This is a genomic window from Chryseobacterium phocaeense (genome assembly GCF_900169075.1).
Lineage (GTDB): Bacteria > Bacteroidota > Bacteroidia > Flavobacteriales > Weeksellaceae > Chryseobacterium > Chryseobacterium phocaeense.
This window is the reverse complement of sequence record NZ_LT827013.1, coordinates 26,274-38,846: the sequence shown is the minus strand read 5'-3', so window position 1 is coordinate 38,846 and position 12,573 is coordinate 26,274. Positions and strand designations below refer to the sequence as shown.

Annotated in this window: 11 protein-coding genes; 3 read left to right on the top strand and 8 right to left on the bottom strand. The window is 38.7% G+C overall.

Annotated elements, in window-relative coordinates:
- Positions 1-69 precede the first annotated feature (69 nt).
- Positions 70-1,965: a GEVED domain-containing protein gene (locus B7E04_RS00160; RefSeq protein ID WP_080776603.1), complete on the bottom strand. Its 1,896-nt coding sequence runs from the start codon at positions 1,963-1,965 to the stop codon at positions 70-72.
- Between the two features lie 224 nt (positions 1,966-2,189).
- Here B7E04_RS00160 and B7E04_RS00155 point away from each other — a divergent pair, with 224 nt between their 5' ends.
- The 3 genes from B7E04_RS00155 to B7E04_RS00145 all read left to right on the top strand — a co-directional run bounded on the left by B7E04_RS00155 (position 2,190) and on the right by B7E04_RS00145 (position 5,419).
- Complete coding sequence (locus B7E04_RS00155) at positions 2,190-3,260, top strand: DUF4407 domain-containing protein (RefSeq protein ID WP_080776602.1); 1,071 nt, start codon at positions 2,190-2,192, stop codon at positions 3,258-3,260.
- A 14-nt stretch (positions 3,261-3,274) separates the two neighbouring features.
- Positions 3,275-5,137, top strand: a complete 1,863-nt coding sequence (locus B7E04_RS00150; RefSeq protein ID WP_080776601.1) for an AAA family ATPase — start codon at positions 3,275-3,277, stop codon at positions 5,135-5,137.
- Between the two features lie 84 nt (positions 5,138-5,221).
- Positions 5,222-5,419, top strand: coding sequence for a KTSC domain-containing protein (locus tag B7E04_RS00145; RefSeq protein WP_080776600.1), 198 nt, complete (start codon positions 5,222-5,224; stop codon positions 5,417-5,419).
- Positions 5,420-5,490: 71 nt separating this feature from the next.
- On the opposite strand, the gene guaB is transcribed toward B7E04_RS00145, so the two are convergent.
- From guaB to B7E04_RS00110, 7 genes are all read right to left on the bottom strand, one after another.
- Positions 5,491-6,951 (bottom strand): IMP dehydrogenase, encoded by a 1,461-nt coding sequence (gene guaB, locus B7E04_RS00140; protein WP_080776599.1) that lies wholly within the window; start codon positions 6,949-6,951, stop codon positions 5,491-5,493.
- A gap of 174 nt (positions 6,952-7,125) precedes the next feature.
- Positions 7,126-7,830: a hypothetical protein gene (locus B7E04_RS00135; RefSeq protein WP_080776598.1), complete on the bottom strand. Its 705-nt coding sequence runs from the start codon at positions 7,828-7,830 to the stop codon at positions 7,126-7,128.
- Positions 7,831-7,854: 24 nt separating this feature from the next.
- A complete protein-coding gene (locus tag B7E04_RS00130; RefSeq protein WP_080776898.1) occupies positions 7,855-8,355 on the bottom strand; it encodes a DUF4252 domain-containing protein in 501 nt (166 codons plus the stop codon).
- Positions 8,356-8,367: 12 nt separating this feature from the next.
- A complete protein-coding gene (locus B7E04_RS00125) occupies positions 8,368-9,648 on the bottom strand; it encodes a DUF4252 domain-containing protein (protein ID WP_080776597.1) in 1,281 nt (426 codons plus the stop codon).
- 65 nt (positions 9,649-9,713) lie between these two features.
- Entirely contained in the window at positions 9,714-10,385 is a 672-nt protein-coding gene (locus B7E04_RS00120) for a hypothetical protein (protein ID WP_185117059.1), read from the bottom strand.
- Entirely contained in the window at positions 10,360-10,869 is a 510-nt protein-coding gene (locus tag B7E04_RS00115) for an RNA polymerase sigma factor (protein WP_080776596.1), read from the bottom strand. The genes B7E04_RS00120 and B7E04_RS00115 overlap by 26 nt, the downstream gene beginning before the upstream one ends.
- 371 nt (positions 10,870-11,240) lie before the next feature.
- Positions 11,241-12,401 (bottom strand): putative sugar nucleotidyl transferase, encoded by a 1,161-nt coding sequence (locus tag B7E04_RS00110; RefSeq protein ID WP_080776595.1) that lies wholly within the window; start codon positions 12,399-12,401, stop codon positions 11,241-11,243.
- Positions 12,402-12,573: the final 172 nt, after the last annotated feature.

Here is a 12,573-nt window from a genome sequence, read left to right as displayed (position 1 = left end):
TTTTCCCCATATTTAACGAACAAAAAAAGCCCCAGTCAAGGGGCTTTCATTCTTCAAAAAATTCTGATTTTAATTATTTAAAAACTTCTTTGATTCTTTTTTATTTTTATCCGTAAAGGTGATCATAAATGTTCCTTTTGGAAGAGCTCTTTCAATCTGGACCTCGTTAGTTTTAACGTTTCCTTTCTGGATGAGCTTACCGCTCATATCATAGATCTGATAATCTCCAAAAATTGCATTACCGGTTAACTTCAGTTTATTTTCAGATTTGAGATAAACAATTTTAGATTCAGCGGTATTATTTTTTATATCGGCAGTTGCTAATGCTCCTGTTATCCTTACTGCATAGTCTTCCACCTGCCCGTACTGAACCTGCGAACATGGAGTAATATCCGGAAGAACGGCCGAATTATATGTCGCTGCATCCACAGCAACCCTCATTCTTAAATAGGTATTGGTAACTGCAGTAGCAGGAGGAGTAACACTTACAGTCACAACTCTTCTTCCTCCGGATGCAACAGTTGCTGATAAATTATTAACAACCAGTTCCGTATCCTCAAATGTTCCGTTATTGTTATAGTCAATCCATACTTTTGTTTTAAACTTATCCGCCTGGTTAAATCCATTATCATACGTAACCTTTAATTCTGTACCTGCAGAAGAAGGAATATCTGTATAATAGGCCGGTCTGATACACGTGGCTGCAGAATAATCATCATAGAATTTAGGAGTTGTTTCATCAGAATCATATCCGTTGGTGGTACTGTTTATACTTCCAAACTGTACTCTTGTAGCTCCTATTCCAAAATTATTATTAGACGGATTGGCAATTCCTGTTGGGTTACACTGTGCCGCAATAATTGAAACCGGAGATGTTATAACTGTTCCCGGAGCCTGTCCTGCTGTAGAATTGATCAGGTTTTTTCTATACTCCATCATCAACATAATTGCTCTGTCCCTTTGTCCTTCAGTAAACTTGCGGTTAGAATTGGTATAGTTCATCACATTATATTGTGTTCCGTCATAATTTTGGCTTGTGCAGGGATCAACACTTGTATTGTTTGGAACTGCTACTCCATACATACTTCTGGATGGAGAGGTATCACATACTCTGTCGCCATCTGTCGCACAGTTATTATTCACAGGGCATGTCGTCTGACTGGTATAATTAATACCCTCAAAAGTATGATATAGACCAAAAGCGTGGCCCAACTCGTGAGTAAGTGTTGTATCATGCTGGTTTTTAACCGTAGCCACCTTCATGAAGCTTTCATAAAAGTAATCGTAACTTTCAGGGAATCTTGCATATCCCATCAAACCGTCTGAAAACTGTTGTTGCCCATTAAATCCAATAACGATATAAATATTGAAATAAGACGTTTCAGGCCAGTGTGGTGCCAACGTTTTAATCTGGCTGTCACTTGCTCCGTTACCGGAAGCTGAAGACTTTACCCCTCTTGTATCATATAGAGGAATGGTACTCCCGTTATATCTTATAATTCCGTTGGTAGCTTCACAATTCGGGGCTCTCTTAGCCAGTACCAGCTTGAAAGGAATAACATTTCCTCCTGTAGCTCCGTTACCTTCAGGATAAAATCCGTTACCATAAGTAGTTGCGTACATTCTATTAGCTCTGTCGATCCAATTGATGATCTCCTGATCCGTCAGAGCCAGGTTTGAATTAGCTGCCGCACTCGATTCAATAACGTGTACTACAATCGGGATTTCAAAAGTCTGCCCTGTATACAAGCCGTTCCAACCAGTAGTTCCGCCCACTTTGTTAAGAAAAGACTGCTTGTCCATATTTCTTAACCTTGCTTCTACCTCTTCTCTGTTTTTCTTTAATTCAGGAAATTTGATGTCCATTTTTCGCATTTCTTCATCAAAACCACAGAAATGTTCCGTGTTTTGCGCAAAAGAATTAAAAAACAAAAAAAGAAGGGAAAGAATACTTATTTTATTCATTTTACAAATATATTTTGATTAATTCGCTGCAAATATAAATATTATTTAATAAAACGATAAACTAAATTTATAAAAAATATAAAATTCAAATTCCCGATTCTTTTGAAATTTAAAAAACTGAAAGACAAGATATTAAATTAAAATACCCAATTACTTGGCAAAACATAATACTATCTTTTACATTGGTATGATTTTTAGTACTACATTTGTACAAATTTTCACTGATGAAAACAAACCAACAATCTATAAATCAAACGAATCACAAAATAAACTGGTTCCAGAAGTTTCTTATGGTATGCTCCGGAGGAAATATTCATATTTTACGAAAAACCCCAAGCGAGTGGAATAAATTTTCCGGAATCGGAGGTATTGTCTTATTCACCGCTGTATTTGCTACCCTTTCTGCAGGCTATGCCATGTATACTGTATTTGATAATATATGGACTTCCGTGGGATTTGGGATCCTCTGGGGACTCATGATCTTCAATCTTGACCGTTACATTGTCTCCTCTATCAAAAAAACAGGCACATGGTGGAACCAGATTCTTATGGCTATTCCCCGTCTGATTCTGGCTACATTCCTTGGAATTATTATTTCAAAACCACTTGAGCTTAAAATTTTTGAGAAAGAAGTTAATAAGCAGCTGAACACCATTATCCAGAGAAACAAAAAACAGCTTCAGGGTGAAATGAGCGGCAGGATTCTGCAACAGAGCGGCCCTTTTGAGGCAGAAAAGAAACAGATCGCTGAAAAAACCATTCAGTACCAAAGAGCATATGATTCCGCTGCTGTGGAGCTTGAGAAAGAAATCCTCGGAAAACAATCCGGACTGACCAGTGGAAAAGAAGGCTACGGGCCTAATGCAAAACGTAAGCAGGAACTGAAGGAGCAACGCCGCCAGGACCTTGAAAACTTTCAAAAGCAAAATGGTCCAAGGCTGGAATATTTAGATAAAGAAATTTCCAAAGTCTATACCAACCTGGAAACCGAAAGAAAGTCTTCCGAAACTTTTGAAGATAAATTCAACGGATTTGCAGCGCGACTTCAGGCCCTGGACGAGCTTGGAAAAAACTCAGCGATCATAGGACTGGCAGCAGCCTTTATCATGGGACTCTTCATCTGCCTTGAAATATCCCCGGTACTGGTTAAACTGATCTCACATGTAGGACCTTATGATCATCTTTTAGAAAAGACAGAAAATGATTTCAGGCTGTATTCAAAGGAAAAAATAGAAAAAGGAAATGCGATGACTGATTTCAGGATTGATGATTTTAAGGATAATTTAAAAAAATAGCGTAATTTTCACGCATGATTATTGATAAAGAAGAGATCCGGAAGAAAAAGAAAAAGCTGGACGACTGCAAAATATTCCTGAAAAAAGAATTCATCGGAATTGATAAGATTATTGATGATTTAATGGAATACATCCAGATCTGGTACCTGATGCCGGAAATCCTGACCCGCCCCGTAATAATCAATCTATGGGGTATGACCGGTGTGGGCAAAACAGATCTGGTAAGAAAAACCATCAGATTTCTGGAATTTCAAAACCGATTTGTGGAAATAGAGCTGAGCAATAGTGATGAAACCACCTGGAGTAAAAGCGTTTCCGATATTTTCCAAAACAACCGCCTTAATGATGAAAAACCCAGTATTGTTCTCTTTGATGAGATCCAGAGGTTCCACACACTTGGGCCTGATGGAACTCCGGTTCCGCAGACAAGATTTACAGATTTCTGGGAGCTTTTAAGTGACGGACGGCTAAGCAGAAGAGAACGGGATGATCTTGAGCACTACCTGCTCTCCTTCCTCTTACGAAAAAAAGAAAATGAACGCCGGAAGCAGAACGGAGAAACGGAAATGGACGAAAATCCGTACCTTAATCTCTGGGATGCCAAAGAGCTGAAAAAATACCTCAGCATGGATGATGATGTCATGAGCATTATTGACATGAAAGAGGAAGATATGATCAAGCTGATTCTGAAAAAGCAGAAAGAAAAAAAGATCTATGAGCCCGTAAATTACAGTAAGATGCTAATCATCATCAGCGGAAATCTGGATGAGGCCTTTCAGATGTCCCATGAAACCAGTGAAGCGGATGTGGATGCCAACATTTATCATGCATTTACGAAAAAGATCACCGTGGTTGATATTAAAAATGCACTTTCCAAAAAGTTCCGGCCGGAGCAGGTGGCCCGATTCGGGAATATCCATCTGATTTATTTTTCACTGAAGACGGAGGATTTCCAGCAACTGGTACAGCGGGAGATCAATCATCTTAAAACCAAGACCAAATCAAAATTCGGAATTGGTTTAAAAATCAGTAAAAATATCAATGAACTGATCTACAGAAACGGCGTTTTTCCTGTTCAGGGTGTACGTCCGGTATTCAGCAGTGTTGTGGATATTCTGGATACCAACCTCAGCAAGTTTCTTTTTGAGGCCATCATCCATGAGGATACAACCATAGAAATAGATTATCTTGTTAACAAGAAAGTGATTTCCGCAAAAGTGGGCACACGCATCATTGAAATTCCGTACACGGGAAGAATAGACCGCATACGCCAGTCTAACCAGGAGGATGCAGTGGCCAATATCAGCGTTCATGAATGCGGGCATGCTGTTTCTTATATGCTTTATACCGGTTTTGCCCCACTCCAGCTTAAGAGTAAGGTAGCCAGCAGCTATGCCGCAGGATTTACTTTTCCACATCAGATTCACGATACAAAGGAAAGTCTTCTGGACCGGATTAAAATTTATCTTGCTGGAGGAATTGCGGAAGAAATTGTATTCGGAGAAAATAATGCAAGTATCGGAAGAAGCCATGACCGCGAGCAGGCTAGCATCCTGGCCACGGATTATATCAGAAAATACGGCTTTGATGAGGAATACCAGGCGGTATACAGCTTTGAAGAATATCCGTACCGCATGCGCCATGATATTACAGATAAAAAGATTGAAAAACTGATTCAGGATCTCGCTAAAAAGACAAGAGAAGATCTTATCCTTCATCTGGATCTTCTGAAAGATATGAGCATTGAGCTGAGTAAAAAAGGAAGTATGCTGCCAAAAGAGATCTATGAAACCGCCAGAAAACATCATCTGGAAGTAAGTATTAAAGAGGAGGGGTATCTTCACATTGCCCATTACCATAAAATGCTTGGCCAATAGTTAAAAAAACAGTGTTACAAATTCTAACCTTTCAGCTACTTCTGAAAGGTTTTTTTTAGGAATATTTTTTGCTCAATACATGATATGCCATCAAGTGTTGTCAATAGTTATATTTATTTTCCGGAGACTGAAATATTAAGAATTATTTATCAGTCCGGCGCTGTATATGACTATCTCAATGTACCACTAAGCATCTCTGAAAAGTTCAGGGAGGCAAGATCAAAAGGCAGATTCCTGAATAGTGTCATTAAACGCAGATTCAATTTTATAAAAGTAAGCTGATGATCAATAAAAGAATCCGCCTCACTTCAATTGGGCGAGACGGATTCTTTTGTATTTTAAATGTAAGAACTTTATAAAGAATAATTCGGAGCTTCCTGAGTGATAATCACATCATGCGGGTGAGATTCTTTTAATCCACTTCCTGTAATCATGACCATTTTTGTTTCTTTTTGTAAAGCTTCAATATCTTTGGCTCCACAATATCCCATACCTGCTCTCAGACCTCCGGTCAGCTGGAAAATTACATCTTCCAGTTTTCCTTTGTGTGGTACTCTTCCTTCAATTCCTTCCGGAACAAATTTCTTGGCTTCACTTTGGAAATATCTTTCTTTTCCTCCTCTCTTCATCGCAGAAAGACTTCCCATCCCCTGGTAAGATTTGAATTTTCTTCCCTGGAAGATAATTTCTTCTCCCGGAGCTTCATCGGTTCCTGCAAGCAGTGAGCCTAACATTACTGCTCCCGCTCCGCTTGCAATTGCTTTTACAATATCTCCGGAAAGCTTGATTCCACCATCTGCAATTACGGTTACATTTTTGGAAGCCGCATATTCATATACATTATAAATAGCTGATAACTGCGGAACCCCTACTCCTGCAACCACTCTTGTTGTACAGATAGAACCAGGTCCTACCCCAACTTTAAGAACGTTTGCTCCAGCTTCAATAAGATCCCTGGCAGCTTCTGCCGTTACAATATTTCCACCTACAATATCAAGATCAGGATATGTTCTTCTGATTTCAGCGATTTTATCCAGAACTCCTTTTGAATGTCCGTGTGCAGAGTCTATTCCGATAATATCTACTCCGGCCTTCACCAAAGCAGCAATTCTGTCCAAAGTATCTTCTCCAACGCCTACTCCGGCTCCTACAATCAGGCGTCCGTTTTCATCTTTGTTGGCATTAGGATATTCAAGCTGGTTATCAATATCTTTGATTGTGATCAGACCAACCAGTTTATTTTCCTGGTCTACGATAGGAAGCTTCTCTACTCTGTTTTTCAGAAGAATTTCCTTCGCTTTTTCAAGGTTGGTATTTTTATCGGAAGTGATCAGGTTTTCTTTGGTCATGATCTCCTCCACCTTCATATCAAGATTTTCCTGATACTTTACATCTCTGTTGGTAATAATTCCGATCAGAACATTATTGGCATCTACTACAGGAAGACCGGAAATTTTATATTTGGCCATGGTCTCCTTGGCCTGACCCAGCGTATGATCTTTTGAAAGGGTCACTGGATCTGAGATCATTCCGTTTTCTGAACGCTTTACCCGGTTTACCTGTGCAGCCTGCTCAGCGATCGTCATGTTTTTATGGATGAAACCTAAACCTCCCACTCTTGCCAGAGCAATGGCCAGATCTCCTTCAGTAACTGTGTCCATCGCAGCAGAAACTATCGGAACATTCAGCGTGATTTTGTCGGTAAGTCTTGATTTTAATGATACCTGATTAGGTAAAACTTCTGAATAAGAAGGGACTAGAAGAACGTCATCGAAAGTGATGGCTGTCTCTACAATTTTGTTATGAATAGACATCTTTACTTTCTGTGCAAAATTAGGTTATTTCGGTGAGATATGAAAATCCTTTTTAATAGTTTAAATAAAAATTAATAATCAATAAATTAAATCAAAAAACCGCTCTTTTGAAGGAGCGGTTCTCTTGTACAAAATAATTAGTAGAGTATGAAACTACTTGTTTTCTTATTATATTCATTGAACAATCTTCCCGTTTTCATCCAGTTGGTCAATATGGGTCTGATTGCTTTTATCTACATAAATTTTAAGACGGATTTTTCCATTGGAATCTTTAAGAAACAGGCCTACATCTCCATCGCCAGTCTTGCCTGCAAAAAATCTTTCCCGGGTAAGCTTGCCTTCTTTTCCAAGTTTAGCATATGCTTTTTTTGAAGCCGCAGGGTCATTGAGTTTCTTTAAAGAATCTTCAAACTTCATGATTTCTTCCATCGGGAAATTATCCGGTCTGTCCCAAAGCTTAAGTCCATACGTCCTGTTCTTTTGATCTCCTGTTCCTTCCATGTATTGCAACTGCATAATCTGGTCTGTATTTCTCTGGTCTACCGAATACACCATTCCTGAACCTTCTTTATCAGCACCATATACAAGCCCTCCGCATTCATCTCCGAGCTCATTGAAGAAAATCATTCCGGCTTCTCTTTCCCTGGGTTTTAAGTCTTTTTTATTGAACATTCCGGGATGCTGCCGGCTTTTGTTACTGATCGTCATTTTCAGCGTTCCGTCTTTTTCAATAATATTGATCCGCTCCACATCTATTTCTTCAAAACGCTGGTTGGATTTCTGATTTTTAAAACCGAAGAAAAAGAACAAAATGCATATAACGGTTAGGGAAACGGCGTAGATTTTCAGGATCCGTACCTCTCTGATCAGCTTTTCCATATAATTATGAGTTGGGTGTTGAAACTATTTGTCAGTCGCGGCATTGATCATTTTTGAGATATCATCAGCAGTAAAATTCCCTCTCACATCCACGAAAACCAATTCTTTATCTGAATTTACCGTAATCATCATATTGTTGATGGTTTCACCATTCTGTTTTACCCGGACATTGACATTCTCACCATCATGTCTGATGGTTGCCCATTCTTCAAAATCATTGTCATTTAAATATCTGGAGTATTCGTTCAGCATTTCTTTTCTGCCATTATCCACCGTCATCACCTTTATTTTTGATACTTTTTTAATCAGGTTGATCACTTCTTCACTTTCGCCGTCCTCTCTCAGAGCTTTTTTAATAAAAGGTTTTGCTAAAAAGACAGGAATATTGAAGCTTGCAAAACGCGCTCCTTTAAAATCGTGTTCGGAATGCCTTACGAAATCCATATTGGGTCTTCTTGAAACAACGCATGACTGAATCATGAGCATAGTAAAGATTCCTAGGAAAATGTTTTTTAAAGTTTTCATGGTGATCATTTTTTAATCCATTGGTTTCAGAGTTCCGCCGGATGTTTTACTGATGTTGGATTCTATTTCGGGTCTTCCTTTATATCTTACCAGTCCACCGGAAGAAGCTTTTACTTTTAACCGGCTTGAAACATTCACAGAGAGGTTTCCTCCTGATGTAGCTTCTGCTTCCAGATTATCCATTCTTAAATTATCTGCTTTAAGCAACGCTCCGCTGCTGATATCTATTATTCCTGAATCTGCTTTTCCCTCAATCGCTCCGTTGGATCCGCTTGAAGCTTTTACCATAAGCGTTCCCGTTGTCATTCCGGCTCTGATGTTGGCGCCTGATGAAATTCCAACATCTATTGTATTGGAGATTTTAAAGTCGCCTTTCACATTAGCTCCGGACGATGCGTCAATAACCAGGTCATTTTCTCTGATGGAATTCACCACATTAAAATTAGCTCCGGAAGAGGCTTTGATACTGTTCATCCTTGGTGCGGAAATATTAACACTCAAGTTCTTAAATCTCAGGTTTTTTGTTCCTTTATTGTCTACGTACACTTTCAGGATTCCATTTTCCACTTTGGTAATGATGTACTGAAGTTTATCTGCATCTGCAATTACTTTTACGCTGGCAGGACTTTCCTGCTTGAAAACCACATTTACCCCTGTACTTACGCTGATTCCTGAAAACTCGCCCACATTTCTGGCTTCTCCGTTAAGGTAGGATGAATTATTTTCAGACGTAAGACTGTTTCTCACATTGGTCACCGGATTAATTTTGGTTTCACTGGAATTAATGATCTTATTCACATCATCCATAGAAAGCTTTCCATCCAGCATTACAAGGATATTTTCTCCTTTTCCGCTGTCAATGCTGAGCAAAAGATCATCCAGCATACCATCCTTTACATCAGAAGCAAGGAATTTTATTTTCGCTCCGGAATTATTGACGGCCATAATCTCGTTGTAGTTCAGATTTTTCATATACATTGAAATATCTTTACTTAACCTGGACACGTTATCCTGAACTTTACGCCCTTCTGTAGTATCTCCATTATCAGAACTTTCTGTAATCAGAATTTTCAGTCCGTTGATTTTTGAAAGCAGGGGCTTGATCTGATCCAGCTGGGAATCATCAATATTTAGGCTGCTGAGCATACCGAACATCGGTTTTGCAATTTTAATAGAGGTCACTCCTTCTACTTCCTGATATCTGTCAAAAAGCATGTCGAATTTATCCCGCTGGCCATATACCGTAAAGAAATGGGAAAAAGCGAGTGCGAATATTATAAATAGTTTTTTCATGAGTCAATTTTTATTTCTTAAGCTGATTACTGGTGCCTGATCAGGTGCATAATCTTTTATTGTTGTTAATAATCGTCGTCTACCACTGTAGGCTGTACTAACTTTTCACTAACGTTATTTGCAAATATCTGGAATGAATATTTAGTCACATTGATGGCTTCATCTACATTATCGATTCTCTTACCGTTTACAATGACATAAGAGTCCTTGTAGCCTGTAGAGTCTTTTGAAGCTTTATTTTTATAGGAAGAATTGTTGACAAATCTCGGCTTTGATTCTTTTTTAAGTCTCCCTCTTTTCGGTAAAATCTCATCCAGAACATCTTTTTCTGCAAATGAATTTTCCTGGAAAACCGAATCTTTTTTAGCACCGGAAATGGAATCGGTATGATTAACCGCTACCTGTTCCTGATGGTCATTGTTTTCTTCAATAAATTCAGATTTTTGTTTTAAAACCTCATCTTTCACCAGTTTTTCTCTCTCGGAAACACCTGTCCGGTAATCGTTAAAGAAAAAGCCAATGCTGAAAAGAAGTACTAATCCTGCTGCCATCCAGAACCATTTCGGGAAAGAAGGTTTATTTTTCTGAAGGGGAATAACAGGAGCTTCACCGGTTTCAGAGTTTTCTGTCCCCCCTTCCGTTTTCTGAAGAAAATCTTCAAAACTCCATTCCATCTTTTCTTCCTTAATTTCCTGGAAGATTTCGTCGTATTTATTCTGAAATTGATCTTTGTTCATAGCTCATCAGTTGTGATATTTGTTCTTTTACTTTTTGTCTCGCCCGCATCAGATTTACTCTTACTGCGTTTTCTTCCATTTCCAGCATGTCGGAAATTTCCGAGACTTCATATTCTTCTACGTCTTTCAGATGGATTACCATTTTCTGTTTTTCGGGAAGCTGATTGATAAATCCGATAATATGCTCCTTCAGATTGTTGATATCCATGCTGTATAATTCCGAGCGGTGAAGCTGCAAATCTGCAAAGCCCAACTTCACATCATGGTGCTTCAGCCGGTTCAGGCATTCGTTCCGGACGGACTTGAGCGCATAGGACTTCAAATTTCCAAACTGCTCCAGTTCTTCCTTCTTCTGCCAGAACTTCAACATCAGGTCCTGCACCACATCCTCTGCCTCATCACTGCTCATAACGAATCTTTTCGCAAAACGATACATCTCGTCTTTGAGAATAAACACCGTATTCTTGAAAGTTTCCTGGGTCATGAGTTTTGTTTCTATAAGTAAGACAATTACAATCTTAATTCTATTACACGATGATCAAAAAAAGTTTGCATTTTCTGTAATTCAATATTCCGGCATGCCTATAAAGCCCTTTACAAAAGGCTCTTATCGATTTTTATAAAATTAAGTTTTTTTTTAGTTTCCTGAAAAATAATTTCAAAGACATCGTTTTTGCTCATATATACTGTGAGTGAAGATTTTTTTTGGGAGTAAACCGCTTATGCAGAGCTCACTTAATAATCTTAATACCCCTTTAGTGGTTTAAAAAAAATTCACGCTGATTTTGCTGATGAAGCAGATTATTCTAACATTATTCTGTAAATAAAAAGCCTCCGGAATGGAGGCTTTCAATATTAATAGGTATCGAAAATATGTTTCAGAATAGCTTTATCATCGTCTGTCAATGCCACTTTTCTTCTTGCCATTGCTCTTTCTGCCACTTCATAGGCTTTATCAAGTTTAAATCTTTCATCATCTTTACACCCACCCCACGAGAAGTTTTCCACAAGGTTCGGAGGGAAACCCGGTTTAAATATATTGGAAGCCACCCCAATGACAGTTCCTGTATTTAATTGAGTATTGATTGCTGTCTTAGAATGATCTCCCATGATCAGGCCGGCAAACTGAAGCCCAGTGTCTTCAAAAGCTTTTGTTCTGTAGTTCCAGAGTTTAACCTGGCTGTAATTGTTTTTCAGGTTGGAAGAATTGGTATCGGCTCCGAAATTACACCATTCACCGATGACAGAGTTCCCTACAAAACCTTCATGCCCTTTACTGGAATAGCCGAAGATAATAATATTATTGACCTCACCTCCTACTTTACAATGGGGACCAACGGTGGTGGCACCATAAATTTTAGATCCCAGATTAAATTTGGAATCTTCCCCTAATGATATTGGTCCGCGAAGGTTGCAGCCTTCCATCACCTCAGCATTTTTCCCGATATAGATTTTCCCTGTTTTTGTATTGATGGTAGAAAATTCTATCTGCGCCCCTTCTTCAATGAACAGTTCCTTTTTATCTCCTAAAAATCCGTTGGTAGAAGAAAGCTCCTGTGAAGTTCTTCCCGCAGTCAACAGATCAAAATCAAAATCTATCGCAAGATGATTGTAGGTAAATAAATCTGCCGGTCTTTTGAAAAATGTCAGTTTTTCTTTGATATCCGTCATTTTTTCAATCTGGTTAAGGGAAAATCCTTTCATATTGATTCTGGCAGCGATCAGTTCGTCTTCATACACCAAGGCTTCTCCTTGTTTAAGTTCTTTAATCTGCTGAACTACGGATTCTGTGGGAAGAAAATTGGTAACCAGAAAGAGACTTTCCTTTTCTTCCGGGTTTTTGAATTTATCCTGAAGATAATTCTCGGTGAAATAAGATATTTCCGTATTCTCCAGAATCTTCTGCCATCGTTCGGAAAAAGTAAGGATTCCGCAGCGCATGGCAGCAACAGGACGGGTAAAGGTGAGCGGAAGAAAATCTTCCCAGTATTGAGCATCTGAAAATACTAATTGCATTGGTATAGAAGTTAGAGATTAGAAGTTAGAAGTTAGAGGATGGAAGACGAAAGTCCTGCAGTATCTAATTTCCACTTAGGACAAAAATACAAAAATAGCTTTAATGAGAAGTTAGAGATTAGAAGTTAGAAATTAGTTTATGGTAGTCGTAGTATCAATACTTAACTTAGCC